This window comes from Hydrogenophaga sp. PBL-H3, from assembly GCF_010104355.1.
In the GTDB taxonomy this organism is placed as follows: domain Bacteria; phylum Pseudomonadota; class Gammaproteobacteria; order Burkholderiales; family Burkholderiaceae_C; genus Hydrogenophaga.
On the sequence record NZ_CP044972.1, the window covers coordinates 3,431,164 to 3,457,918 of the forward strand.

Annotated in this window: 21 protein-coding genes; 5 read left to right on the plus strand and 16 right to left on the minus strand. The window is 66.8% G+C overall.

Annotated features, from left to right (window positions below):
• Positions 1–17 precede the first annotated feature (17 nt).
• The 9 genes from F9Z44_RS23175 to F9Z44_RS15980 all read right to left on the minus strand — a co-directional run bounded on the left by F9Z44_RS23175 (position 18) and on the right by F9Z44_RS15980 (position 9,987).
• Entirely contained in the window at positions 18–1,607 is a 1,590-nt protein-coding gene (locus F9Z44_RS23175) for a methyl-accepting chemotaxis protein (protein ID WP_159607716.1), read from the minus strand.
• Between the two features lie 13 nt (positions 1,608–1,620).
• Positions 1,621–2,109, minus strand: coding sequence for a Cache 3/Cache 2 fusion domain-containing protein (locus tag F9Z44_RS15945; RefSeq protein ID WP_159607717.1), 489 nt, complete (start codon positions 2,107–2,109; stop codon positions 1,621–1,623).
• 264 nt (positions 2,110–2,373) lie between these two features.
• Positions 2,374–2,661 carry a hypothetical protein gene (locus tag F9Z44_RS15950; RefSeq protein ID WP_159607718.1) on the minus strand — a complete coding sequence of 96 codons (288 nt, stop codon included), beginning with the start codon at positions 2,659–2,661 and terminating at the stop codon, positions 2,374–2,376.
• Positions 2,662–3,351 (minus strand): alpha/beta hydrolase, encoded by a 690-nt coding sequence (locus F9Z44_RS15955; protein ID WP_159607719.1) that lies wholly within the window; start codon positions 3,349–3,351, stop codon positions 2,662–2,664.
• Between the two features lie 32 nt (positions 3,352–3,383).
• Complete coding sequence (locus F9Z44_RS15960) at positions 3,384–4,685, minus strand: TRAP transporter large permease (RefSeq protein WP_159607720.1); 1,302 nt, start codon at positions 4,683–4,685, stop codon at positions 3,384–3,386.
• Positions 4,675–5,181, minus strand: coding sequence for a TRAP transporter small permease (locus tag F9Z44_RS15965; RefSeq protein WP_159607721.1), 507 nt, complete (start codon positions 5,179–5,181; stop codon positions 4,675–4,677). The genes F9Z44_RS15960 and F9Z44_RS15965 overlap by 11 nt, the downstream gene beginning before the upstream one ends.
• Positions 5,181–6,212 (minus strand): TRAP transporter substrate-binding protein, encoded by a 1,032-nt coding sequence (locus F9Z44_RS15970; protein ID WP_159607722.1) that lies wholly within the window; start codon positions 6,210–6,212, stop codon positions 5,181–5,183. Before F9Z44_RS15970 ends, F9Z44_RS15965 begins: the two co-directional genes overlap by 1 nt.
• A gap of 52 nt (positions 6,213–6,264) precedes the next feature.
• Positions 6,265–7,836, minus strand: coding sequence for an indolepyruvate oxidoreductase subunit beta family protein (locus F9Z44_RS15975; protein WP_159607723.1), 1,572 nt, complete (start codon positions 7,834–7,836; stop codon positions 6,265–6,267).
• A gap of 3 nt (positions 7,837–7,839) precedes the next feature.
• Positions 7,840–9,987 (minus strand): thiamine pyrophosphate-dependent enzyme, encoded by a 2,148-nt coding sequence (locus F9Z44_RS15980; protein WP_159607724.1) that lies wholly within the window; start codon positions 9,985–9,987, stop codon positions 7,840–7,842.
• 123 nt (positions 9,988–10,110) lie between these two features.
• Here F9Z44_RS15980 and F9Z44_RS15985 point away from each other — a divergent pair, with 123 nt between their 5' ends.
• The 3 genes from F9Z44_RS15985 to F9Z44_RS15995 all read left to right on the plus strand — a co-directional run bounded on the left by F9Z44_RS15985 (position 10,111) and on the right by F9Z44_RS15995 (position 13,631).
• Positions 10,111–11,043 carry a LysR family transcriptional regulator gene (locus F9Z44_RS15985; protein ID WP_159607725.1) on the plus strand — a complete coding sequence of 311 codons (933 nt, stop codon included), beginning with the start codon at positions 10,111–10,113 and terminating at the stop codon, positions 11,041–11,043.
• A 13-nt stretch (positions 11,044–11,056) separates the two neighbouring features.
• The gene (locus F9Z44_RS15990) at positions 11,057–11,845 is read left to right on the plus strand and encodes a 2-keto-4-pentenoate hydratase (protein WP_159607726.1); all 789 of its coding nucleotides are present in this window, start codon (positions 11,057–11,059) and stop codon (positions 11,843–11,845) included.
• 91 nt (positions 11,846–11,936) lie between these two features.
• Positions 11,937–13,631 carry an AMP-binding protein gene (locus F9Z44_RS15995; RefSeq protein ID WP_159607727.1) on the plus strand — a complete coding sequence of 565 codons (1,695 nt, stop codon included), beginning with the start codon at positions 11,937–11,939 and terminating at the stop codon, positions 13,629–13,631.
• Here the strand turns inward: F9Z44_RS15995 and F9Z44_RS16000 are convergent.
• From F9Z44_RS16000 to F9Z44_RS16010, 3 genes are all read right to left on the minus strand, one after another.
• A complete protein-coding gene (locus F9Z44_RS16000) occupies positions 13,609–14,079 on the minus strand; it encodes a low molecular weight protein-tyrosine-phosphatase (RefSeq protein ID WP_159607728.1) in 471 nt (156 codons plus the stop codon). The genes F9Z44_RS15995 and F9Z44_RS16000 overlap by 23 nt on opposite strands.
• Positions 14,080–14,172: 93 nt before the next feature.
• On the minus strand, positions 14,173–14,478 hold the full coding sequence (locus F9Z44_RS16005; protein ID WP_159607729.1) for an H-NS histone family protein: 306 nt from the start codon (positions 14,476–14,478) through the stop codon (positions 14,173–14,175).
• Positions 14,479–14,551: 73 nt separating this feature from the next.
• Positions 14,552–15,556 (minus strand): RluA family pseudouridine synthase, encoded by a 1,005-nt coding sequence (locus F9Z44_RS16010; RefSeq protein WP_159607730.1) that lies wholly within the window; start codon positions 15,554–15,556, stop codon positions 14,552–14,554.
• 615 nt (positions 15,557–16,171) lie between these two features.
• Between F9Z44_RS16010 and F9Z44_RS16015 the strand changes: the two genes are divergently transcribed.
• Positions 16,172–19,321: an Rne/Rng family ribonuclease gene (locus F9Z44_RS16015; protein WP_159607731.1), complete on the plus strand. Its 3,150-nt coding sequence runs from the start codon at positions 16,172–16,174 to the stop codon at positions 19,319–19,321.
• 96 nt (positions 19,322–19,417) lie between these two features.
• On the opposite strand, the gene F9Z44_RS16020 is transcribed toward F9Z44_RS16015, so the two are convergent.
• The 4 genes from F9Z44_RS16020 to hemC are packed head-to-tail and all read right to left on the minus strand — an operon-like array spanning position 19,418 to position 23,748.
• Positions 19,418–20,734, minus strand: a complete 1,317-nt coding sequence (locus F9Z44_RS16020) for a heme biosynthesis protein HemY (protein WP_442907206.1) — start codon at positions 20,732–20,734, stop codon at positions 19,418–19,420.
• Positions 20,734–21,930 (minus strand): uroporphyrinogen-III C-methyltransferase, encoded by a 1,197-nt coding sequence (locus tag F9Z44_RS16025; protein WP_159607732.1) that lies wholly within the window; start codon positions 21,928–21,930, stop codon positions 20,734–20,736. The genes F9Z44_RS16020 and F9Z44_RS16025 overlap by 1 nt, the downstream gene beginning before the upstream one ends.
• Positions 21,927–22,790 carry a uroporphyrinogen-III synthase gene (locus F9Z44_RS16030; protein WP_159607733.1) on the minus strand — a complete coding sequence of 288 codons (864 nt, stop codon included), beginning with the start codon at positions 22,788–22,790 and terminating at the stop codon, positions 21,927–21,929. Before F9Z44_RS16030 ends, F9Z44_RS16025 begins: the two co-directional genes overlap by 4 nt.
• Positions 22,791–22,794: 4 nt before the next feature.
• The gene (gene hemC, locus F9Z44_RS16035; protein WP_159607734.1) at positions 22,795–23,748 is read right to left on the minus strand and encodes a hydroxymethylbilane synthase; all 954 of its coding nucleotides are present in this window, start codon (positions 23,746–23,748) and stop codon (positions 22,795–22,797) included.
• A 155-nt stretch (positions 23,749–23,903) separates the two neighbouring features.
• Between hemC and ppc the strand changes: the two genes are divergently transcribed.
• Positions 23,904–26,738, plus strand: a complete 2,835-nt coding sequence (gene ppc, locus F9Z44_RS16040) for a phosphoenolpyruvate carboxylase (RefSeq protein ID WP_159607735.1) — start codon at positions 23,904–23,906, stop codon at positions 26,736–26,738.
• The last annotated feature ends 17 nt before the right edge of the window (positions 26,739–26,755 follow it).

Consider the following 26,755-nt stretch of genomic DNA (forward strand, 5'->3'; position numbering starts at 1 on the left):
GGAGCAGGCGCGACAGCTCAGGCGCGCGCGACCCCGGTCTTGAAAACCGCCACCGATGCCACGAGCTGCTGCGCCTGTTGCTTGAGGCTGTCGGCGGCCGCTGCGCTCTCTTCGACCAGCGCCGCGTTCTGTTGCGTGCCCTGGTCCATGCGGGTGATGGCCTGACCCACCTGCGCCACACCCGAGCTCTGCTCGGAACTCGCTGCGCTGATCTCGCCCACGATATCGCTCACGCGGCGGATCGATGCCACCACTTCCTGCATGGTGGTGCCGGCCTGATCAACCAGGGCGGAGCCCTGTTCGACGCGGTCCACGCTGGCGCCGATCAGGCCCTTGATTTCCTTGGCCGCTTCGGCGCTGCGTTGTGCCAGGTTGCGCACCTCGCCAGCCACCACCGCAAAACCGCGGCCCTGCTCGCCCGCCCGCGCGGCTTCCACCGCGGCGTTGAGCGCCAGGATGTTGGTCTGGAACGCGATACCGTCGATGACACCGATGATGTCGCTGATCTTGCGGCTGCTCTCGTTGATGCCCTTCATGGTCTGCACCACTCGGCCCACCACCTCACCGCCCTGCACCGCCACGCTGGACGCGCTCTGGGCCAGCTGGCTGGCCTGGCGCGCGTTGTCGGCGTTGTGGCGCACGGTCGTGCCCAGTTGCTCCATGGTGGCCGCTGTCTGCTGCAGCTCGCTGGCCTGCTGCTCGGTGCGGGCCGAGAGATCCTGGTTGCCCGAGGCGATCTCGCCGCTGGCGTGCGAGACGTAGTCGGAACTCCGGCGCACATCGGTCACGGCCTTGGACAGACCTTGCTGCATGGCCAGCAGCCAGGCCAGCAGGCTGTCGGTGTCGCCTTTGCGGAGATGGATCGGCGTGGTCAGGTCGCCTTCGGCCACAGCCCGGGCAATGGTCACCGCGGTGCGCGGCTCACCACCCAGCTGGCGCAGCATGTTGCGGGTGAGCATCAGCGCCAGGCCAATGCCGATCACCAGCGACATGCCCAGCAAGCCCATGACGGCAAAACGCGCCTGGTCGTACACGGTGGTCACATGCTGTGCAGAGGCTTCGCCACCGTCGTAGTTGAACTGGATCAAACCGTTGAGGGCAGACACCACTTCATCGAACGCCATGCTGGAGAGACCGTCGGCGATGTCGGCAGCATCCACCTGCTGTTTGGCGCGACCGAGCTTGATGACCTTCTCGTTGGCCTGCTGGTAGGCAGCCCAGGCTGTCGAGAGCTTGCCAGTCAGCGCCGTTTCCTCGTCGCCTGAAACGCGTCCCTGGTAGCCGGCGAACAAGGCCTCCAGCGACTTGCCGGCCTCTTTCATCTTGTCTTCGTACTCGGCGTGGTAACTGCCGTCCTCGGTGCGGCTGTGCTTGATCTCGAACTCGCGGTATTCCACCGCCAGCGCACGCGCATCCGACAGGGCGCCCACGCCCTTGAGCCACTTCTGGGACAGCGCGATGGCTTCACCATCCACGCTCTTCAGACCCACCAGAGCAGTGGCGCCGAGAACCGCCGTCAACACCAGAATGGACGCAAACGCGCCGAAGAGCTGCTGACCCACCGAGAGTCGGTGGAGCCAGCCAGAAGGATTGAGAAGTTTTTTCATCGCGCCACCGCCATCACTTCTTGTGACCGATGTAGCTGGCGCCGATGATCTTGCCGCCAGCGTCCTTGATGGGGTTGTAGCAGGCGTCAAAGGCGGTGCCCAGGACATCGATGGGGCCGCAGAACTGCTGGCCTTTGCTCACCGAGTCGTAGGCGGCATTGCGGGCGAGCTGGGTGCCCACGCCGCGCTTGCCTTCGGGCGTGAGCACGTTGGTGCTGACGCGAACGAACTCGTCGCCTTCCCTCACGAACACGGTGGCGGTGGCCTGGTGGCTCTTGCGGATGCCGTCGACCACGTCGAAGTTGTTGTTGATCTTGCGCTCGCCAAAGAACAGGGCGGGCACGGTCTTGCCGGCCACGGTGTCGGTGCCTTCCACGCGCGGTGCACCGATCTTGGTCAGGCGCGAATCCAGGTCGGCGATGGTGGCCTTGGGGTCGTTGGCGTGGGCAAAGGAGGCAGAGAAGGCCAGCGTGGCCAGCATCAGGGCGCGATTCAGTTTCATGGCAACTCCAGTAAAGACAGGTTGAGGGTGGCATCCCGGGGGATGTGAATCCATATCGGTAACAACTTGTCAGACTTGAGTACGGCCAGTTTGGCGGATGCCCCACTGGACCAGTTCAAGACTGCGGAGTCGCCCATTCGATCGACACGTTCACCGCACTGACGGGTCTCGATTCTGGAGGTCGCGCCGTGGCGTCAAGCGCCCATAAGGCACCGCCTGGCCCCCCATTTCCGGACTTCAGGACGCTTGACGCGGCGCCAGCGCTCACACCAGCGTGACGAGCGCCAGCCACGCCAGCGACACCCACCGCAGAGCCGCGCTGGCCGGCAGTCGCCACACCGCCGCCACCAGGAACAGGTTGTAGGGCAGGGGCAAAAAGTGCACGCCAGCGGCCAGCGCGATGTTGGCGCCCGATGCCACCAAGGCCAGCGCCAGGCCTGTGGCCAGCAGGTTGATGAGCGTGCCGACCACCACCAGGTCGCGCCAGAACAGCACGCGCTGTGGCACCTCGGCACGCCAGCGGCGTGTGAAGAATCCGGCGGCGCCGAGCATTCAGTTCGCCAGCAGGCGCACCAGCCAGGCATTGAGGTCGGCCACCTCCTGCGCGCACACCGAATGCTCCATCGGGTAGGTGTGCCAGTCCACCGCATGGCCCAGCGCTTGCAGCGCGTCGCGCGACTCGGCGCCGCGCTCGACCACCACCACCGGGTCGTGCGTGCCGTGCGCCAGGAAGATGGGCACATCGCGGTTGGCCTCGGATCGCTCGGCCAAGGTACGGGCAGCCAGCGGCAGGTAGCCCGACAGGCCCACCAGACCGGCGAGGCGCTGCGGCGCGCGCAGGCCAGCCATGAGTGTCATGGCACACCCTTGCGAAAACCCCATGAGCACGGTGCGTGAGGGTGGCACACCACGCGCGGCCTCGCGGTCCAGCAGACCCTGCACCAGCGCGCACGACTCGCGCAGACCGGCCTCGTCTTCTCGCCGCGACTGGCCAACGGGCGGATGGATGTCGTACCAGGCGCGCATCTCGTAGCCGCCGTTGAGGGTCACCGGGCGCACCGGTGCGCTGGGGAACACAAAGCGCACCGGGCCGATGGCGTCCAGATCAAGCTCCTGCACGATCGGCACGAAGTCGTTGCCGTCGGCCCCCAGGCCGTGCAACACGACGACGCTGGCCACGGGCGCGGCTGAGGGGCTGCCCCCGCTGATGAGTTCGAGGGTTTCAAGCGTGTGAAAGGTCATGACCCGCAGCATACCGGCTGCGGGTCACAAGGCTATTGCACGAAGCCAGGCAACCAGAGCGAGATGGACGGGAAGGCGCACAGGATCAACAGACGCAGCACGTCCACGCCGATGAAGGGCATGGTGCCCTTGTAGATCGAACCCAGCGGCACGTCGCGCGCAATCGAGTTGATGACGAACACGTTCATGCCCACGGGCGGGCAGATCATGCCGAAGGTCACCGCCATCACCACGATCACGCCGAACCACACCGGATCAAAGCCCAGCTGCATCATGGCTGGGAACACGATGGGCACGGTCAGCAGGATCATGGCCAGCTCGTCCATCACCGCGCCCAGGATCAGGTAGCCCACCATGATCAGTGCGAGCACACCATACGGCCCCACCGGCAGGTGCACCAGGAACTCCACCGCGTTCTGCGTGAACTGCGTGATGGTGAGGAAGTAGCCAAACAGGTACGCCCCCACCACGATCAGCATGATGGCCGACGACACGCGCAGCGAACCGATGAGCGCGGCCTTGATCTGCGTCCAGCCCAGCCGACGGCGCAGCATGCCGATGGCCAGCGTGCCCATGGCGCCCACACCCGCAGCCTCCTGCACGGTGAACAGTCCGCCGTAGATGCCGCCCAGCACAAACACAAACAGCACCACCACCGCCCACAACGCGCGCAGCGAGGCAAAGCGTTCGGCCCAGCTGTGGCGCTCACCGCGGGGCATGGCATCGGGCCGCAGACGCGCCACGACCGCCACCACCACGCAGTAAAAGCCGATGGCCATGAATCCAGGAATGATGCCGGCGGCGAACAGCTTGGTGATGTCGGTCTCGGTCATGATGCCGTAGAGCACCATGATCACCGAGGGCGGGATCATGATGCCCAGGGTGCCGCCCGCAGCGATCAGCCCGGCCGAGAAGCCCGGGCTGTAGCCAGCGCGGCGCATCTCGGGCAAGGCCACCTGCGTCATGGTGGCGGCCGTGGCCACCGACGAGCCGTTGATGGCCGAGAAGCCACCGCAGGCCGCAATGGACGCCAGCGCCAGACCGCCACGGCGGTGTCCGAGCCAGGCCCGACCCGCCGCAAACAGCTCGGTGCTCATGCCCGACTGCGAGGCAAACGCCCCCATCAGGATGAACATCGGGATGACGCTGAGGTTGTAATCGGTGAGCACCGACAGCGGCACGTTGGCCAGCAGGTTGAGCCCGGGCTGCAGCCCGGTGAGCGCGGCAAAACCGCCCACACCGGCGATGCCCATGGCCACACCGATGGGCACGCGCAGCGCCATGAGGCCGAACATGGCCACGAAGCCCAGGAGGGCCACCAGATCACGATCCATGAGCGGCTCCGTTGAGTTCGTCGCTGCCTTCGTCGGCGCTGGCCGCACGGCCTTGCCACAAATGCACCAGCCGCACCAGCGCCAGCAGCGCCGCCACGCTGGCACCCACAGCCGCCACGGCATAAAACCATTGCAGCGGCAGCCGCAGGTCCATGGTGCCCTGGCTTCCAGTGCCGCCCACCTTGACCCAGACCATCCAGGCCATGGGCATCAGGAAGGCCGTGGTCACGGCGGTGGCGATCATGTCCACACAGCGTTGGCCGGCAGGCTTGAGGCTCTCCCACAGCAGGTCCACACAGATGTGCGTGCCGTAGTAGGTGGCCAGCGCGATGCCCCAGAACATCGCGATGCCCTGCAGCATCTGGGATCCGTCGAACCAGTCGGGGATCTGCATGCTGAAGGCGTAGCGCAGCAGCACGTTGCCCGCGGTCAGCACCGCGATCAGCAGCAGCGAGAGTGCGGCCATCGTCTCGATGGCCGAGAACACGCGTTTCATCAGTTGGAGGCCTTGCGCGCCGCCAGTTCCTTGCGCAGGTCGTCCAGCGCGGCCTGACCCTGCACGCCCACGCCATCGGCGGACTTGACCCACTGGGTGTAGACCGGCTCCACCGCTTTCTTCCAGACGTCGAGCTGGGCCGGTGTGATCGGCACGATGGTGTGGCCGGCCGTCTTCTCCAGCTTGCCCTGGCCCGCGTCTTCCTCGTCGCCCCAGGCCGCGCCGACCTTGCCCGCCCACTCGTTGTTGCAGTGGTCGTCGATCACCTTCTTCTGGCCCGCGGCGAGCTTGTCGTACCAGGGCTTGTTCATCACCCACACGAAGTCGGACGTGTACAGGCGCATGTCGCTGTGGTACTTCACCGCCTTGTCAATGCCGAAGGAAATGATGGAGTTCCACGGGAACGTGATGGCATCGGCCAGGCCCTTGTCGAGCGCATCGCGCGACTCGGGCGCGGACACCTGCACGTTGGTCGCGCCCAGCAGCGTCATGGTCTGAGCCACCGTGCCGTTGGCCGAGCGGATCTTCATGCCCTTGAGCTGACCGGGTTCGGTGATCGGCTTCTTGGCGTGGAAGGTGCCCACGTGCACGTGTGCGAAGCAAAACTTCACGTCCTTCATTTCGGTGGCGGCGTGCTTGCGGTACCAGGCGTCCAGCGCGGCCGAACCGGGGCCGGGTTTGGCAATCAGGAACGGCAGTTCACCGGCCGCCACCAGCGGGAAACGACCGGCTTGGTAACCGGGGTTGACCCAGGTCATCTCGGCGATGCCGTCGCGCGCCATGTCGTAGTGGTCGGCAGCCTTGCCCAGTTGCTGCGCGGGGAACAGCGCCACCTTGATCGAACCCTTGGACGCCGCCTCCACCGACTTGGCCCACGGCTCGAAGCCCAGCTTGGCCAGCGGGTGCATGGCCGGCAGCCAGTGGGCGAACTTCATCTCGACCGGCTTGTCTTGCGCTTGCGCGCCCAGCGCGGCAAGCAGCAGGGTGGCGGCGGCAACGGCGCGAAGGGTGGCGTGGGATCGGGTCTTCATGGTGTGTCTCCTGTTGTGGCGGATGTCGAGAGATCAAGACGCTGTCCGGGCTTCAGGCGCCCGTGGTCGTTGGTGCGTCCTTCGTGGGCCGGGCGGCCCAGAAGATGGGTTGGGCAGCGGCCTGTGGCCGGTGCGCCGTGTTGAGTTTTCCTTCGGGGTCGGCCAGCGTGGCCTGGAGCGCAGCGCGCAGCCGGTTCGCAGCGGTGTCGGCGTCCACCGCACCAGTGAGCGCCGGCACCACGTGTTCGGACCACAGCCGCGCGTAGTTGAGTCGGCCGCGGGCCTGTGTGTCGCCATACCCTTTGAGCACCTGCGGCAGCCCGCTGAGCACCAACGCAAGCGCGGGCGCCTGCGGCAACACCTGGCGCATGGCGCCCAGCCAGACGGCCAGCGTTTCGTGCTCCTGGGCGTAGCGCAGCGAACGTGGGCGCAGCGGGCGCAGCCACGCCAGGCCGCGCAGCATCAAAAAGCCCCACAGGCTGGTGGAGCGGATGTGCAGGCCCACATGGGCCTTGCCCATCCAGCCGCGCTTTGTTGCCAGCGCGACCAGGCGCTCGCCGAGTGCGCGCGGCAACACCGCAGCCACCTCGTCGATGCCGGGCTTGAAGTGCTCGGTCACGCGCACGATGTCGCCAGGGCGCGCCTGCGCCTCGCTGGCCACGCGCGCGTAGCGGCTGCGCCGCGTCTTGAGATCGGCCACGCGGATCACGTCTTCAAAACCCATCCAGAGCGCGAGGTGGCGCACCGCCTCGTTCAGCGCTGCGTCCGATGCGGGTGTGGACGCGGCCACCAGGCCCTGCACATGGTTGAAAAAGGCGTCGGCGTAGGCCTCGTTCTGGTAGTCGCGGCAGCGCAAGGCGCCGTGTGCGGCGAGCAGTTGCACCGGGGCTGGCCAGGCCTGCAGGCGCGCTGTCCAGTCGCCTTGCAGGGCGGGCGGCAGGTCGGCGTCGGCCAGCACCTGCAGTGCGTCGCGCGACACCGAGGGTTCGGGCTTCGACGGCTGGCGCGCTTCGTCGAACGCGGCGGCAAACCCGTCCAGGCTGGCTTGCACGCCCTTGCCCGATGCACGGATCACGTCTTCGCACACGCTGCGCGGCCAGGGCAGCACACCGGCACCGGCCAGCGCGCCGAACATCACGGCCGACACCACGGTACCGGCCTGAACGGTGGTGGCCTCCATGTCGAACAACACGGTGTGCCGAGCCATGGCACGCGCCGCACCCAGCAGGCGCTGCGGGTCCTGGCGGCCATCGGCCATGTGCATCTTCTCCAGCGTGGTGTAGGCGCGGTGGGTGGACGACAACAAGGTGGTGCGAGAGGTCACAAAACCCCGCTCGACCATGCGCGCGGCCTCCAGCAGTTCGCTGGCCACCACCACGTCCACACAACCCGGCACCGGCGTCAGGCCGAACACGGGTAGCGCTTGTCCGGGCTGCGGCTCGCGCAGCAGCTCGATGTAGTAACTGGTGGCCCCTGTGCGTTGCGCCACGCCGGGCACCGAGGTGGCCTGCACCGGCAGGCCGTGGCGCAGCGCGCACTGCACCAGCCAGTCGGCCAGCACGCCGCCGCCCTCACCGCCGAGGGCCGCGACCAGAATGCCGTAAGAGTTTGTGGAAGCGTTCATAGATCAGGCCGGCTGCAGCAGGCCGATGAAAAAGCGGTTGAGGCGGTCGGTGGTGCGGTCCCACCAGCTCGGGTGCGTGACGATCTCGACCTTGTGGAACGACGGGCACAGCACGGCGGCATCGGCCACCTCGCCGCACAGGCCGCAGCCCACGCAGCCGTTGGTGACGTGGGCCACGGGCTCACGCCGCAGCGGGTCCGCCGATTCCTTGACGGTGAGCGTGGGACAGCCCGAGAGGCGGATGCAGGAGTGGTCGCCGGTGCAGGTGTCTTCGTCCACGCCGTAACGCGTGCGCACGCTGCGCCGGCCTTCTTTCAGGCGGCGTGCGCGGATGGGTTTGAGGCGGCGCTGGCGCTCCAGCTGGCATTCGCCTTCGGCGATCACGACCTTCAGACCCAAGAACGGCGAGTTGACCGCGTCCTTGAGCAGATCGCGCACCTGCGACACGCGGTAGTTGTGCACGGTCTTGATCCACTTCACGCCCATGCCCTTGAGCGTGTTCTCGATGGTGAGTTCGTTGACGGTGGCGCTCGCCCCCTCGGCCAGCAAGCGCGCGTCCGACGCGGGCGTGGACATGGTCTCTTGCGTGCCGGTGGCCGAGGTGTAGCCGTTCTTCATGATCACCAGCACACCGTCGCCCTGGTTGAGCAGGGTCGAGCTCACGCCCGAGAGCAGGCCGTTGTGCCAGAAACCGCCGTCGCCCATGATGGCAATGGGTCGTTTGGCCGAGAAGTTCTTCACCGCTGCGCTGGACGCCATGCTCATGCCATAGCCGAGGATGGAGTTGCCGAAGGAAAACGGCTCGAAGGTTGCAAAGGAATGACAACCAATGTCGGTGGAGATGTGCAACTTGCCCACCTCGCGCTCGACCAGCTTGAGCGCGGCAAACACAGGGCGCTCGGGGCAGCCGGTGCAGAAGTTGGGCGGGCGGGCGGGCACGCCGCCACCGAGGTCGGCGAGGGCGCGGGAGCGGGTTTCGACCAGGTCGGCGCTGAACTGCCGAGCCACCGACGTGTCCAGCGCGGGCAGGTGCTCGGACGCGAAAGCGGTGAGGCCTTTGAGCAGGATTTCGGCCGTGTACTCGCCGCCCATGGGCAGCAGGTCCTTGCCGTGCAGGCGGGTCTGCAGGTCGGCGCGGCGCAGCAACGTGGCGATGTCCTGTTCGATGAACTCGGGCTGGCCTTCTTCGATCACCAGCACCGCGCGCTTGCCGGCGCAGAATGCCGCGATCTGCCCCGGCACCAACGGGTACACCACGTTGAGCACCAGCATGGGAATGTCGGTGTCGCCGGTGGCATTGGCCAGGCCGGCTTGCTGCAGCGCGCGGATGGTGGTGTTGTACAGACCGCCCTGCACGATCAGCCCGACTTCGGCGTGTCGACCATCGAAGTGTTCGTTCAGTCCGGCCTCTTCGATGAACTTGCGCGCTGCGGGCATGCGCACTTCGTACTTCAGCTTCTCGTGGCGGAAGGTCGCGGGCGGGTGCGAGAGGCGGTCGTAGTTGAAGCTGGCGGCTTCCTGCTGCAGGTGCCGGCTGGAGATGGCGGGCGCGATGTTGTCGCTGGCCACAAAACTGCCCTGCACATGGCAGGCGCGGATGCGCAGCTCGATCATCACCGGCGTGTTCGAAGCTTCGGACAGCTCGAAGGCTTTCTCCGTCATGCGCACGATGGTGGGCAGGTTGGGCCGCGGGTCCATGAGCCACAGCGCCGACTTCATGGCGAACGCGTGCGTGCGTTCCTGGATCACGCTCGCACCTTCGCCGTAGTCTTCGCCCACCACGATCACCGCGCCGCCCATCACGCCGGGCGAGGCCAGGTTCGACAAGGCGTCCGACGCCACGTTGGTGCCCACCACCGACTTCCAGGTCACCGCGCCCCGCACCGGGTACATGATGGACGCGGCCAGCATGGCGGCTGCCGAGCTCTCGTTGGTGCAGGCTTCCACGTGCACACCGAGCTCGTCCATGTAGGGCTTGGCCTGCACCATCACGTCGAGCAGGTGCGAGATCGGCGAGCCCTGGTAACCGCCCACGTAGGTCACGCCCGACTGCAGCAGCGCCTTGGTCACGGCGAGGATGCCCTCACCCTGGAAGGTCTCGCCCTGGCCGAGTTTCAGCGCTTCAATCTCGCTGTGAAATGAACGTTCCAACCGCGTGTCTCCTGGTGTTGTGACCCGCAATCTAGGACCTGCCGCCTCATCTGGCCAATGGATTGATCTGATGTGGTGCATTCACGAGATGGATAATTCGGGACAACCCTTAGAGGCCATCAGATGAACTTTCGGCAACTCGATCTCAACCTCCTGCGCGTGCTCGCCGCGATCCACCGCACCGGTTCGGTGACGGCCGCCGGCAAGGCGCTTGCGCTCTCGCAGCCCGCCACCAGCAACGCGCTGGCCCGGCTGCGCGACTACTTTCAGGACGATCTGTTCGTGCGCTCGCCGGGCGGCCTGCAACCCACGCGCCTGTGCGAGCGCCTGGCGCCCGAGGTGCAGACGCAGCTGCAGTTGCTGGAGACCGCGGTCACGGTGCGCGACGAGTTCGACCCCGCGCGAAGCGACATGCGCTGGCGACTCTCGCTGTCCGATCTGGGCGAGATGATGTTTCTGCCGCCCCTGGCCGCGGCCTTGCGCCAGCAGGCGCCGCAGGCCCACCTGACCAACATCTCGGTGGCCGCCGATGACGTGCCCGCGGCGCTGGAATCGCGCGAGATCGATTTCGCCATCGGCATCCTGCAACCGCGCAACCGTGGCGTGCGCGCCGAGCTGCTGTTTCGCGAGCACTACGTGGCCATGACCTCGCCGCGCTGGCGCCCCGCCAGCGGCAAGGCCGGGCGCACACTGAGTGCGCGACAGCTGGCGGAGTCGTCACTGGTCGTGGCGGCACCCACCGCCACCTTTCACGGCAGCGTGGAGCAGATGCTGGTGCGCGCCAAGCTCAGCGACCGCGTGGTGATCCGCGCGCGCCACTTTGGCGCGCTGCCCGAGCTGGCGCTCAACACCGACCTGCTCACCATCGTGCCGCAGATGTACGCGGCCAACGTGGGCCAGCGCCTGGACATGCGCGTGTGGGAACTGCCGCGCACGGCCGCGCCCAGCTACGACGTGCGCCTGGTCTGGCACGCCAGCACCGCCAAGGACCCGGCCCACCAGTGGATACGCGCGCAGGTGCACCGCCTGTTCGGACGGGTTCAAACAAGCGCGTGAATATGATGGCGCCATGACCCCAAACACCCTGCTTGACCACCTCGACCAAGGCCTCCTCTGGCCGGCACCCTCCGGTCTCTCGCTCGACGACGCCTACGCGCAGGCGCTGGCGGTGCGGCGCTTGCGCATCGCGCGCGGCGAACAACCGCGCGGCTACAAGGTCGGTTTCACCAACCGCTCGATCTGGCCACGCTACAACGTGTTCGCACCCATCTGGGGCAGCGTGTGGGACAGCACGCTCACCCTGTGCGAGGGCGAGGGCAGCGTGTCGCTGGCCCACACCTGCCAGCCGCGGCTGGAGCCCGAGGTGGTGTTTGGCCTGAAGGCCACGCCCGCACCCGACGCCACGCTCGATGATCTTTTTGCGGCCATCGACTGGGTGGCGCCGGGCTTCGAGGTGGTGCAGTCGCACCTGCCCGACTGGAAGTTTGTGCCGCCCGACACCGTGGCCGATGGCGCGCTGCACGCGCGCCTGCTGGTGGGCCGCCGCACGCCGGTGCGCGAACTGGCCCGCAGCGCCGCAACGCTCGACACCCTGCTGGCCCAGGCGCGGGTGAGCTTGCTGAAGCACGCGCGGGCCGTCGAAGAAGGCCAGGGCTCGAACGTGCTGGACAGCCCGCTGAGAGCACTCCAGCACTTCACTCAGACCTTGCGCGCCTGCCCAGGTGCACCGGACCTGCAGGCCGGCGACGTGATCACCACCGGCACCTGGACAGATGCCTGGCCTGTTGCGCCCGGCGAGCATTGGTCGGCTCGCTTCACTTCACCACTGCCGAGCCTGTCGGTGCACTTCGCCGCTTGAGACGCGCATTCACTTGCAGGTGAAACTCTCTAAACACAAGGCGGCAGCCTTGGTAGATTCATGCGCAACACAAACAAAGGAGACAAACCACATGAGCCGAATTGCGCCTGAGTTGCTGGCCCTTCAACGCCTGTACCACTGGGAACAGACCGCTCCCACCCGCGTGGCTCTCACGCAACCCATGGGCAACGGGGTCGTGCTGGATTTCACCTGGGCACAAGTGGCTGACGAGGTTCGCCGCATGGCCACGCACCTGCAGTCGCACGGCTGGGAGCCGGGCTCCAAGGTGGCGATCCTCTCGAAGAATTGCGCCTGGTGGATGATGAGCGACCTGGCCATCTGGATGGCGGGCTACGTGTCGGTGCCGCTGTACCCCACGCTGGCGCCCGAGACCATCCGCCAGATCCTGACTCACAGCGAAGCCAAGGCCATCTTCGTGGGCAAACTCGACGGCTGGGAAGGCATGAAACCCGGCGTTCCGACCGACCTGCCCTGCATGAGTTACGCACTCTCGCCCCCCGACGTGGTGAAAAACTGCGACGGCTGGGACGCGATCTGCAAGCGCAACAAGCCCATGGCAGGCGAGCCGCTGCGCGATGGCGAGGAACTCGCCACCCTCATCTACACCTCGGGCACCACCGGCATGCCCAAGGGCGTGATGCACACCTTCGCCAACTTCGCCTGGGCGCTTGACTCGGGTCTCAAGCGCATCCCCATGTCAGGCAACGACCGCATGCTGTCGTACCTGCCACTGGCCCACGTGGTCGAGCGCATGCTGGTCGAGCACGGCTGGCTGCGCACGGGCATGCATGTGTTCTTCGCCGATTCGCTCGACACCTTCGCCGCCGACCTGCAGCGCGCACGCCCCACCATCTTTTTCTCGGTGCCGCGCCTGTGGGTCAAGTTCCAGCAGGGCATCCACCACAAGATGCCGCCCGCCAAACTCAACCGCCTGCTCGGCATTCCCATCCTCGGCGGCATCGTGCGCAAGAAGGTGGTGAAGGCCCTGGGCCTGGACCAGTGCAAGTTCGCCGCCGGTGGCGCCGCACCCATGCCCATCGCGCTGCTGCAGTGGTACAGCAAGCTGGGGCTCAACATCAACGAAGGCTACGGCATGACGGAGAACCTCGCGCTCTCCCATCTCACCGAGCCGGGCAAGAACCAGCAGGGCACGGTGGGACCCGCCTACGAGGGCGTGCAACACCGCCTCGATCCCGAAACCGGCGAAGTGCAGATGCGCAACTCCGCCATGATGCTGGGCTACTACAAGGAGCCCGAGAAGAGCCGCGAGGCCTTCACCGACGACGGCTGGCTCAAGACTGGCGACAAAGGCTCGATCGACAAACAGGGCCTGCTGCGCATCACCGGGCGCGTGAAGGATCTGTTCAAGACCGGCAAGGGCAAGTACGTGGCGCCCGCACCCATCGAGGACAAGCTGGTGATGCACGAAGCCGTGGAGGCCTGCGTGGTCACTGGCGCCAACCTCGGCCAGCCGCTGGGCATCGTGATGCTCAACTCGGATGCAGTCGCCAAGGTGGCCGATGCCGGCGCGCGCAGCGAACTCGAAGCGTCACTGACCGCCCACCTCAAGTCCATCAACGCCACGCTCGATCCACACGAGCAGCTGCAGTGCATCGTGGTGGTCACCACCGCATGGACCGTGGACAACGACATCATCACGCCCACCTTCAAGGTCAAGCGCAACCGCATCGAAGACCTGTACGCCAGGCACTACGAAAGCTGGGAAGCCTCGGGCAAGAAGATCATCTGGCAAAAAGGCGGTTGAGCACCCCGTCGGCGCCCTCTTCGCACAAGCGCAGCACAACCTCGAAGCCCTCCGCGTTGCCGTAGTACGGGTCGGGCACCTCCAGCGAGCCCGGCACGCCCGCGTACTCCAGAAACAAGTGCAACTTGTGCTGGTGCTGTGGCGGACACACGTGCCGCAGGTTGGCCAGGTTGTCGCGGTCCATGGCCAGGATGAGATCGAACTGCTCGAAGTCCGCGTCCTTCACCTTGCGCGAGCGCTCCTTGGCGATCTGGCTGTACCCGCGGGCCTGCGCCAGGGTGATGGCGCGACGATCGGCCTTTTCACCCCGGTGTGCGCCGTAGGTGCCGGCCGAGTCCAGCGACACCCGATCGGACAGCTGCCTGCGCTCCACCTCGGCGTGCATCACGCTGGCGGCCATCGGGGAGCGGCAGATGTTGCCCATGCACACGAGAAGGATCTTGGTCATCGCGCAAGGATAACGAGCCGCGAGACTGCCCCAGACAAAGCCCGGAAATAACAAAACCCGCCGAAGCGGGTTTTGAAAAGGGTCTGGACGGGCTCAGATCAGGTAGTCGTCAACACTCTTGCCGGACGCCAGCACAGCGCGCACCCACTCGGGTTTGCGGCCAGGGCCACCCGCCCAGAGCTCACCGTTGGGGCCGCGGTACTTAGGTGCAGATGCCGATTTGGACTTGCCGGGCTTCTTGGCCCCGGCCGCGCCACCCAGATCCGCCACCGAGATGCCGAATTGCTTCATCTTGGCCTTGATATCGGCAATGACGGAAGCGAGCTCGTCTTTGCGCGCTTGCTCGGCCTGTGCCATCAGGGTTTGGGCTTGCGCCATGAGTTCGGAATAGCTGGCCATTGGATGGGTCCTTATAAAGAAGTTGTATTCGATTGGAATGCACGATTACACGCTGCCGATGCAGTGGTGCATTCTAATCTTCTTTTGCCAATCTGCCGCCGGACCAAGACTGCAGTTCGTCAGGCAACTCGGCATGTAATTCCAAGGGATTACCTGTGACCGGATGACTCAATCGCAGGCGCCACGCATGCAGAAACATGCGCTTCAATCCTGCACGCGCCAATTGACGGTTGAGTTCAAAATCTCCGTATTTGTCGTCGCCTGCAATCGGATAACCGGCGTGGGACAGGTGAACCCGGATCTGGTGGGTGCGGCCGGTCTTGATGGTCACTTCCAGCAGGCTCAGGCCATCGGGCAACAGTGCCGCCAATGCAGTCGGCGCCGCCACACGAGCCGCCACTTTCACCAAGGTCACCGAGTGCATGCCATCCGGGTCTTCTTTGGTCGTCACCCTGACGCGCCGCTCGCCATCGGCCAGCAGGTATTTGTGCAAGGGTTGATCCAGCACCTTCAGCCGCGCCGGCCAAGTCCCTTTGACGAGGGCCAGATAGGTCTTGCCGGTTTCCCGTTCACGGAATTGATCCTGCAAGGCCTTGAGCGCACTTTTCCTTTTGGCAATGAGCAACAGGCCGCTGGTTTCACGGTCGAGGCGATGCACCAATTCGAGCAGTTTGGCATCCGGTCGCGCTTGCCGCATTTGTTCGATCACGCCAAAACTCACGCCACTGCCACCGTGCACTGCCACGCCAGCGGGTTTGTCGATGGCGAGAAATGCCTCGTCCTCGAAGACCACCGGGAATTGGCGCGCAGGCGCAGGATTGAGTTGCTTTTCTTCAGCCTGCTGGGACAGGCGAATCGGCGGAATACGCAACACATCACCCGATTGAACGCGGTCATCCGCGCTCACCCGACCTTTGTTGCGGCGCACTTCACCCGAACGGATGATCCGGTAAATGTGGGTCTTGGGGACGCCCTTGAGCTCGCGGATCAGGAAGTTGTCGAGTCGCTGCCCGGCCGACTCATCGTCCACCGTGAGGTGCCGCACGGCTGCTGCTGGGGGGATTGGGGGGTGAGGCAAGGGAAATCGAGGGGAAACCGGGGGAAATAGGACACCACGGTGACGGTTGGCTGTCTATAATGCGTCACTCTCGTCACGTGCTGTAAGTGATTGATTTGCCTTGAGTTTACGGCAAGCACTGAAGGCGCAGACCTCCCGGCCCGACAAAGCGGGGGACCGACGTGAGATGGTTGCCACCCGCAGCACCCGGCACCTCCCATCGCACCCGCAGTCATTCCCCGTGGAATTCTGGTGCGGTCAGGGTGCGGTCGACGCCGCGGGCGAACCGGTTGATGAAAACAGCGAACCCGATTACGGAATACCCCAATCAACCAGCCTTCCCACGTGGGGCTGGTTGAGGACAAAGTGAACACAGAGATAACCCGGCCAGATTCATGTCATTGACAGCCATCCAGCCTTCCCTGCTCACCCAACTCCACGCGCCTACGCCCTGACCTGGCGGTTCGACGCGGCACCTCGGTGCCCGCCTGTGTTGAACGCCTCCCCCGAACTGCGGGTCAACGGCTCTCCGGCAATTCCTCCCCCGTTCGCTTTTTCCGCTGGTTCACGGCGAGTTGACGCCTGTGGCTCTCAAGCCCGGGCGTCCTTGTGTGTTTGAACGAAGGAAATCGCATCATGAAACGCATGCTGATCAACGCCACGCAGGCCGAAGAGCGCCGGCTGGCCATTGTGGACGGGCAAAAACTGCTCGATTACGAAATCGAAATCGAAGGGCGCGAACAGCGCAAGGGCAACATCTACAAGGCCGTTGTCACGCGCGTCGAGCCTTCGCTGGAAGCTTGCTTCGTGGACTACGGCGAGGACCGCCACGGCTTTCTGCCGTTCAAGGAAATCTCGCGCCAGTACTTCGCCGCGGGTGTGCCGGTCAACCAGGCCCGCATCAACGACGTGATCCGAGAAGGCCAGGAACTGCTGGTCCAGGTCGAGAAGGAAGAACGCGGCAACAAGGGCGCGGCCCTCACCACCTTCGTGAGCCTGGCCGGCCGCTATGTGGTGCTCATGCCCAACAACCCGCGTGGTGGCGGCGTGAGCCGCCGCATCGAAGGCGAAGACCGCCAGGAACTCAAGCAGGCGCTGGACCAGCTCGAATACCCCAACGGCATGAGCATCATCGCGCGCACGGCCGGCATCGGTCGCGACGCGCCCGAGCTGCAGTGGGACCTGAACTACCTGCTCAAGCTGTGGAACGCCATCGACGGCGCTGCCAAAGGTGGCAAGGGTGCCTACCTGATCTACCAGGAATCGAGCCTGGTGATCCGCGCGATCCGCGACTACTTCAATGGCGACATCGGTGAGATCCTGATCGACACCGACGACATCTTTGAACAAGCGCACCAGTTCATGAGCCACGTGATGCCCGAACACGGCCATCGCGTGAAGCGCTACCGCGACGACGCGCCGCTGTTCTCGCGCTTCCAGATCGAACACCAGATCGAAACCGCCTACAGCCGCACCGTGCAGCTGCCCAGCGGTGGCGCCATCGTGATCGACCAGACCGAGGCGCTGGTGGCGGTGGACGTGAACTCGGCCCGCTCCATCAAGGGCGGCGACATCGAAGAGACCGCAACCCGCACCAACCTGGAAGCCGCTGACGAAGTGGCGCGCCAGGCGCGCCTGCGCGACCTCGGCGGCCTGATCGTGATCGACTTCATCGACATGGACGAGTCGAAGAACCGCCGCGACGTGGAAAACCGCCTGCGCGACGCGCTGCGCCAGGACCGCGCCCGCGTGCAGTTCGGCGCCATCAGCAAGTTCGGCCTGCTGGAGATGAGCCGCCAGCGCCTCAAGCCCGCGCTGAACGAAGGTTCATCCATCCCCTGCCCGCGCTGCGGTGGCTCTGGCCACATCCGCGACACCGAATCGTCGGCGCTTCAGATCCTGCGCATCATCCAGGAAGAGTCGCTGAAAGACAGCACGGCCGCCGTGCTGGTGCAGGTTCCGGTCGAAGTGGCCAGCTTCCTGCTCAACGAGAAGCGCACCGAGATCACCAAGATCGAACTCAAGCAGCGCATCAACGTGCTGCTGGTGCCCAACAAATCGCTGGACACGCCCAACTACAAGCTCGAGCGCCTGAAGCACGACGACCCGCGCCTGGACAACCTGGATGCCAGCTACAAACTGGCCGACGAGCCGGACGAAGCCACCGGCTTCACCCGCCGCAGCCAGGAACGCACCAACAAACAAGAGCCGGTGATCAAAGGGGTGTTGCCCGATGGTCCTGCGCCTGTGGCCGCACCCCGCCCCGAGGTGGTGGCCCAGCAGGTGGCTGCTCCCGTGGCAGCCAAAGCTGCCATAGCCCCTGTGGCCGCTCCCGTGGCGGCTCCGGCTGAAAAGGGCTTCTTCGGCTGGCTCAAGAGCCTGTTCGGTGGCAGTGAAGCCCCTGCCTCTGCGCCCAAGCCCGTGGTGGCCGCGCCGGCCGCCAAGCCCGGCACTCGCGAAGAGCGCGCCGATGGCCGTGGCCCGCGTGAAGGCGGTCGCGAAGGTGGCCGTGACGGCCGCAACCGTGGTGGACGTGGCGGCGCCGAAGGCCGTGGGCAACGAGAAGGTGGCCGCGAAGGCGGCCGCGGTGGCCGTGAGGGTGGTCGCGAAGGCCGCCCGGTGGAAGGCCGTGAACCGCGCGCCGAAGGCCGTGTGGAAGGACGCCCGGAAGGCCGCTCTGAAGGTCGGGGCGAGGGTCGCCGGGGCGAAGGCCGCGGTGAGCCGCGCGGCGAAGGCCGCAACGAAGCGCGTGGTGAGCCCCGCGCTGAAGGTCGCGGTGAGGGTCGCGGTGAACAACGGGGTGAGGGTCGCCGGGGCGATGGTCGCCGCGACAACCGCCGCGACGCCGCACCAGTGGACGGCGCAGCGCCCGCTGAACTGGTGAACGGAACGCCGGTCGCTGCACCAGGCGAAACGAACGAAGGCGGTGACAACCAGCGCCGTGGTCGTGGTGGGCGCGGTGGCGAGAGCCGCCGCCGTCCGGCAGAAGGCGCTGAGGGCCAAGCCCCGATCGCCCAGGGTGATGCTGCAACGGCTGCGCTGGAAGCTGGCGACAACACCGACGCGCCCCGCGAAGGCGAGATGGCCGACGGCAGCGAGGGCGCGCCGCGCGCCCCGCGCGAGCGCCGCAGCCGTGACCGTTATGGCCGTGACCGCCGCGAGCGCGGCCCACGCGAAGGCGCTCCTGAAGGCGGCGAAGGTCAGGCAGCACCCGCTGCCGAGATGCCCGCGAACGAAGTGGCCTTTGCGGCAGCCTCGACCCCGGTACCCGCACACGAGTCGGTGGACGAAGCCCCCACGCGCAGCTACTTCAGCCTGCCCGTGGAGGCAGCGCCCGCACCGGTGGTGGACGAGACTCCTGTGGCCGCGCCCGCACCGGTGGCAGCACCGATCGCAGCACCGCAGATGCAGCCGGCAGCACCCGTGATGGAACCAGTGGCCGCAGCCCCTGTGGTCGCCCCGGCACCAGCCCCGCGAGCACCAGCACCCAAGCCCGCTGCACCCGTGGTGGCCGCAGCGCCGGTCGCCCGCGGTCTGCCCAAAGTGGCCGGCTTCTCGCTGCCCATGGACGAGATGCAACAGGTCGCCCAAGCCAGCGGTCTGGAGTGGGTCAACTCCAACGCCGACAAGGTGGCCCAGGTGCAAGCCGCGATCGCGGCCGAGCCCAAGCCGGTGCACGTGCCGCGCGAGCCCAAGCCAGCGGTGGTGCTGGACGATGGTCCGTTGGTGCTGGTCGAGACCCGCAAGGATCTCCGGGACATGCAGCTGCCCTTCGAGGCTCGCTGATCGGAACCTTCCGTCAGGCGCCTGCGCCTGACGGGGTACACCCCCAAAAGAAAAGCGCCTTCGGGCGCTTTTCTTTTGGGGGTGAGCAAAGGTTGTTCAGTCCAGCAGCGCGGCCCGTTTCCACGCCGTCTGCGCCGCCGCCTCGTCACCGCGCTCTTCGGCCAGTCGAGCCAATGAACGCCAGGTGCGGCGCATCAGCGCGGCGTCGCTCAGGCCATGGCTGGCCTGCGTTAGCAACTGGCTGGCCTTGCCCCAGAGCTGGCGCTGCATACAGGCCTGCCCGGCGAGGTATTGCAGGAAAGCGTTGTTGGGCGACAGGCGCTGCTGCTGCTCCAGGCGTGCGAGCCAGGCGCTGTCGAGTTGCGACAGGCCGGGCTCAAAAGCCACCACCAGTTGGCGCTGCTGCGTGGGTGTCAGGGCGTCGAATCCGTGCCACAGCGGCTCCAGCCACGAGCGCAGGCGCGCGGCCACCGCGCGGGCTTCATCACCGTCACTGTCACCGTCACCGCGCTGGAGCACCAACAGGTTTCCGCGCTGCGCAGCGGCCAGTGCGAGCTCGGGCATGTCGCGCTCACTGGTGTCCAGCCCGTTCCACACGGCCTCCAGCTGGGCCATGTCATGTGCTTCGCGCAGGGCGTCCAGCACCAGCCCGCGCACGATGCTGCGCGAGGCTTCGGGTGAAAACGCCTTGTGTTTGGCCAGCAGGCGCGCGGTCTCCAGCGCCTCTGCCGTGGCGCCGCCAAGGCGGGCCACGCGCAGCTTCAACCGCAGCGCCTGAATACGTCGGCCCGCGCCCTGCGGCAATTCGGCCAGCCGGCTGCGGGCGGCCTCCACATCGCGGTCTTCCACCGCCCAGCGCACCGCGCGCAAGAGGGCGCCCTCGGACGCATCGGGTGCACCCTTGGCCAGGGCGGGATCAAGCGCAGCCTGCAGGTTTTCGTCGCGCCGCTCGCGGTTTTGCAACGACTGCGCGCTTTCGGCGACCAGCAAGTGCGCCAGCACCTGCAACTGGTCACGGCGCGGCCACTGACCCGGCGACACGGCTTTGAGCTGTTCGAGTGCGTGCTGCGCCGCCGACTGCGCGCGCACGAAGCGGCCCGCCAGCTGGTGCGCCAGTGCGTCCATCACCGAGCCCACCACCGAGCGTTCGACTTGCTGGTTGCGCCAGCGCTGAGCCCGTTCGGGCAGATCTCGAACCAGACCGACGGCCAACAAGGCGGCGTGCAGCAGGACAAAGCCAGCGATCAGGCAAAACAGGACGAAATTGAACGAGACATCAAACCGGTAAGGGGGCCAGAACAGCGTGACCGTGCTTGCGTTGTGCCCCACCAGCAAGGCCAGCGCCACCGCCACGCCGGCCAGCCCCAGCAACCAGAAGACGCTGCGCATCGCGCCCCGTTGACGGCGATGCATCAGCGGCCTCCCGCTGCGGCGGCCAGGGCGGCCAGCGTCGCATCCGGACGCGGCAGTTCGCTGTCGACCAGATCGCGGCGCAGGCGACCCAGCAAGGTCTGCGCGCTGGCCACCCGGGGAGCACTGGTGTCGAAGTAGCGCGCGATGGACGCCTCGACCGCAATCACATCGGCCTGGCTGGCGGCCATGTGCCGTGCCAGCAGGCCCAGACGGGCGTTGAGCAGTTTCAGTTTGATGTTTTCACGCAGAAAGAACGCCTGCTCGGGCGCGAGCAGCGCCGCCTCGGGCCGGTCGATGCGGCTCACGCGCACCAGCTCGCGGCCGCTGCGCGTGACCTCGGTCCAGGTGCGCTGCCACAGGGCGCTCCACCAGGCGGACACACGCGCCCAGCCCCGGCTGAAACCTCCCGTTTCGGCAACCGCTTCGCTTTCCAGCGCCGGCTCCTGGGCTGCGGGGGTCGGCTCGGCAGGGCTCTTTGTCACCGGTTGCACGGGCTCTGGTGCGACCTTGCGAACCGCGGGCGCGGCCTTTTGCAAGCCCACCTGGTTGAGCACGGGCCACTCGTCCACCTGCCGGGCCAACTCGTCCAGCCGCAAAGCCAGCGCGGGAATGTCGGCCAGCGGAGCGGCCTGGATGCGCTCGATGTCGCGGGCAATGGCGCGCTGTACCGGGTTGAGCCGTGGTTGGGCGGCTCGGGCGATGCGCTGGTCGGCCGCCTGCAGCGCAGAGACGATGGGCTGGGCGCTGCCGGTGAGCTGGGCCTGCTGCTGCGCCAGCTTCACCGCCGACTCCAGGTCTTGCACGAGGTTGTCGTCGCGCGAGCGCGAGAGCGCCAACATGAGTTCTTCGAGCTGGCTGCGCTGCAGGCTCACTTCGGACAAGCGCACCTCCGCCACAGCCAGGCGCGCCTGCAGCTCCTGCGCCAGCGCCTCGGACTGCGCGGCCATGGTGCGGGCTTCAGCCGCCTGGTCGGTGCTGTCTTGCGCGCGGCGGGCAAGCTCTTGCTGGGTGAAGCTGAGCTTCTGCCACAGCAGACCGGCCAGGACGAGGGCCAGCGCAGCCAGCAGCACGGCCAGCCACGCCAGCCAGGCACCAGGGCGACGCACCGGCGCAGTAGGCAGCAGCGCTGCAGGGCCCGGCGCCACGGCGGTCGCCGCAGGGTCGTTGGAGGGGTGGGCGGGTTGGTTGGTGCTCATGGTGCGATGCACTCTGATTCTAGGGCGCGCAACACGTCGGGCAGGCTCGGTCGTGATTCGATCACACGCCCGAAGCCCGCCTCGCGCGCCGCCTGGGCGATGCGTGGATGCGTCACCAGTGCGGTGACCTTGGTCCAGCGGGCCAAGGGCTGCGCCGCGCACAGGGCAGCCACCGCCTCGGAACTGCTGAACAGCCACACACTGCCCGCCAGGGTCGCCTGCGCCACGAGTGCACGATCAGCGTCGCCGAATTCCGGCGGGCGTCTTTCGTAGGCCACGCAGCCTTCGACCCGGGCGCCCGCGGCTTCGCACTGGCGGATCAACCAGTCGCGCCCATGCCCGGGCACCGCGCCTTCGGCTGCAGGCGCTTCGGTGGACGAGCCCCGCACGATCAGGATCCGGCTTCCCGCCACCACTTGCGGGGCGACCACGGGCCACAGGTGCTCGGAGTCGAACTGCGCGGCATCGGCTGGCGGCGAGTCGATGCGCTCGGGCGCGATGCCCAGGGCGCCGAGCGCTTGCGCGAGCTGGCGCGCGGTGCCGGGCCCCGGAGCCCAGAAGCGTGTGGTGAACGGCCCAGGCGGACGTGCAACCGCACCCTCGGCAAAGAAATGGCTCACGGCCGCGCCGCTCACGAACAAGAGTGCATCGACCTGCGACCAGTTCGCGCGCCAGGCCTGCAACGCCTGCCTGGCCTCGAACGACGACGGCTCGCCAATATCGATCAAGGGCAAGGCCTGTGCTGGCCAGCCTTGAGCACGCAGCGCTTGCACCCAGTGGGCGGCCTCGCCCGCAGGACGGGTGACGATCAGCCGCGCCGCGCGGCCGGGTGCGGGCCGCTGGGCGGAGGTCTCACCCAAGGCCTCAGACCTCCACCGGCGGCGGCGTGGCGCCGGCGGCGCGCAAGTCGGTGGCCACGCGCTGGCCCAGCGCCTCGGCCTCGACCAACGTTTGCACGCGCGCCTGGGCGCTCACCCGCACCACGGCCTGCTGGCCCAGTGGATCGCCCCAGGCGGCGTCGAGCTTCAAAGTACCGTCTGCCTGCCAGTCGGCGTAGGCCGCCAGCGGCATGGAGCAGCTGCCGCCCATGGCGCGGGAGACGGTGCGCTCGGCCGCCACGCGCTGCCAGCTGGCGGTGTGCGCCAGCGGCGCCAGCGCGTCGATCAGGTCTTGTCGGTCGGCGCGCACCTCGATGCCGAGTGCGCCCTGGCCGGCGGCGGGCAAGGAGTCGGCCGGCTCAAAAATGAGGCGGATGCGCTGGCCCAGGCCGAGCCGCTTGAGGCCAGCCGCGGCCAGCACGATGGCGTGGTACTGGCCTTCGTCGAGCTTGCGCAGTCGCGTGTCGAGGTTGCCGCGAAGGGGTTCGATGCGCACATCGGTGCGGCCCAGACGGTCCAGCGATTCGCGCAACAACACCAGGCGGCGCAGGCTGGAGGTACCCACCACCGCATCCGCAGGCAGATCGGCCAGGCCGGCGCAGTGCGGCGACACCCAGGCATCGCGCGGGTCTTCGCGCTCCATCACGCAGGCCAGCGCAAAGCCGTCGGGCAGTTGCATCGGCACATCTTTGAGCGAGTGCACCGCAATGTCGGCGCGGCCCTCTTCCAGCGCGACTTCGAGCTCCTTGACGAACAGACCTTTGCCCCCCACCTTGGACAAGCTGCGGTCCAGGATCTGGTCGCCCAGCGTGGTCATGCCCAGCAGCGTCACCCGGTGTCCGAGCCCTTCGAGCAAGGCCTTGACGTGTTCGGCCTGCCACAGCGCCAGGCGGCTCTCGCGGGTGGCGATGGTGATGGCCAGGGAGGTGGAAGTGGGCATGGGCGGATGGAAGAATCTGAGCACGGCACAACCCGCGAAATTTGGTACCCGGTTCGTAACCGGGCAGGGTGTTTTGGGATGCTAGCATGGCCTTCCCACCGGGTTTTCCCCAGAAAGCCCGGCCCTGTCGGCAGGCCATTCCTCACCCCCACACCATGAGCCGAACGATCGCGCCCACCCGCACCCGTCCCTCCAGCCGCGCCGACAAGGACCAGCCCCTGATCGACGACATCCGCCTGCTCGGCCGCATCCTGGGCGACGTGATCCGCGAACAGGAAGGCCAGGCGGCCTTTGAGCTGATCGAGCAGATCCGCCAGCTCTCGGTGGCCTTTCGCCGCCATGCCGACCAGTCGGCCGACAAGGCCCTGAAGAAGCTGCTCAAGGGCCTGAGCGGTGAGCAGACGGTGAGTGTGATCCGAGCCTTCACGTATTTCAGCCACCTGGCCAACCTGGCCGAAGATCGCCACCACATCCGCCGCCGCGCTGTGCACGAGCGCGCTGGAGACCTGCAAGAAGGCAGTCTGGCGCGCACGATGCAGCGCCTGCACAAGGCGGGCATCGCACCGGGTGCCATCGTCGACACGCTGGCGCTCAGCCACATCTCGCCGGTGCTCACGGCCCACCCCACCGAAGTGCAGCGCAAGAGCATCCTGGACGCCGAGCGCGCCATCGCACGCCTGCTGGGCGAGCGCGACGAACAGGAACGCCTGCCACGCGAGCGCGCCGACATCGAAGCGCAGATCCGCGCCCGCGTCACCCAGCTCTGGCAGACGCGGCTGCTGCGTTTCACCAAGCTCACCGTGGCCGACGAGATCGAAAACGCGCTGAGCTACTACGAGGCCACGTTCCTCACGCAGATCCCGCGCCTGTACCGCGAGCTGGAAGAAGGCCTGGGCCACAGCGGAGAGAGTGCCGTGATCGCGCCCTTCCTGCGCATGGGTCAGTGGATCGGAGGCGACCGCGACGGCAATCCCAACGTGACCGCGCAAACACTCGAACTTGCGCTGCACAGCCAGGCCGACATGGTGCTGCGCCACCACCTCACGCAGTTGCACTACCTCGGCGCCGAGCTCTCGGTGTCGGCCATGCTGACCAGCGTGAGCCCGGCCATGCAGGCCCTGGCCGAGCGCTCCCCCGACACCAACGCCCACCGCCAGGACGAACCCTACCGCCGAGCACTCACCGGCATGTACGCACGCCTCGCCGCCACGCTGCACCACCTCACCGGCGGCGAAGCAGCACGCCACGCCGTCGCGCCACAAGACGCCTACACCGGCGCCTCCGAGCTGCTGGACGACCTGCGCACGATCGAGTCCTCGCTCAAGTCGCACCACGGCGCTGCGCTGGCGCGCGCGCGCCTTCAGCCGCTGATGCGATCGGTGCAGGTGTTCGGCTTCCACCTGGCCACCATCGATTTGCGACAGAGCTCCGACAAGCACGAGGAGGTGGTGGCCGAGCTGCTCGCTGCCGCGCGCATCGAATCGAGCTATTCGCAGCTCGACGAGGCCGGCAAGCGGGCTGTGCTGCTGCGCCAGCTCAACGACGCGCGACCCTTGCGCGTGCCTAGCGTCACTTACTCGGCCCACACGCTGGGCGAGCTGGCAATCTTCGACACGGCCCGCAGTGGACGAGAGCGCTTCGGAGCGCAAGCCATTCGCCACGCCATCATCAGCCACACCGAAACCGTGAGCGACCTGCTTGAGGTGCTGCTGCTGCAGAAAGAGGCCGGGCTGATGCGCGGCACGCTGATGGACGATGCCTTGTGCGACCTGATCGTGGTGCCACTGTTCGAGACCATCGAAGACCTGCGCAACGCTGCGCCCATCATGCGCGAGTACCTGGCACTGCCCGGAGTGCGCGCCATGGTCGAGCGCGGTGCGGTCGACGGTTACTGCGAGCAGGACATCATGCTCGGCTACTCCGACAGCAACAAGGACGGCGGCATCTTCACCAGCAACTGGGAGCTGTACCGGGCGGAGATTGCGTTGGTCGAGTTGTTCGACGCGCTCAATCAGGGCCGGGACAAACCCATCCAGTTGCGGATGTTTCATGGCCGGGGCGGAACCGTCGGAAGGGGTGGCGGCCCAAGTTTCCAGGCCATCCTGGCACAACCCCCCGGCACGGTGCGTGGCCAGATCCGGCTGACCGAACAAGGCGAGGTGATCGGCTCCAAATACGCCAACCCCGAGATCGGCCGGCGCAACCTGGAGACGCTGGTGGCCGCCACGCTGGAAGCCACGCTGCTCAAGCCCACGCGCAACGCGCCAGCAGCCTTCCTGGCCGCAGCCGACGAGCTCTCGCGCCAGAGCATGGCGGCCTACCGCGCGCTGGTGTACGACACCCCGCGTTTTGCCGAGTATTTTTTCGCATCCACACCGATTCGCGAGATCGCCGAGCTCAACATCGGCTCGCGCCCAGCCTCGCGCAAGGCCACGCAAAAGATCGAAGACCTGCGCGCGATCCCCTGGGGCTTCAGCTGGGGCCAGTGCCGCCTCACACTGCCGGGCTGGTACGGGTTCGGTTCGGCCGTGCACTCCTTTTTGCATCGCGACGGCCCCAAGGGCCTGGCTGCGCAAAAAGCATTGCTGCAGAAGATGGTGAAGCAGTGGCCCTTCTTCAGCACCCTGCTCTCCAACATGGACATGGTGCTCGCCAAGAGCGATCTGGCACTCGCGTCCCTCTACTCCGAACTGGTGCCCGACAAGCGCCTGCGCAAGCAGGTATTCACCGCCATCGAGGCCGAATGGCACCGCACAGCTGATGCGCTGGCCCTCATCACAGGTGAAAAGCAGCGCCTGGTGAACAACGCCGCGCTGCAACGCTCCATGCGCCACCGCTTCCCCTACATCGACCCGCTACACCACCTGCAGGTGGAACTGGTGCGGCGCTACAGGGCGGACGAGAACCAGGCCAACACCGACGAAAAGGTGCGCCGCGGCATCCACATCTCCATCAACGGCATTGCGGCCGGCCTGCGCAACACAGGGTGAGTGGGTAAAACCTAAAA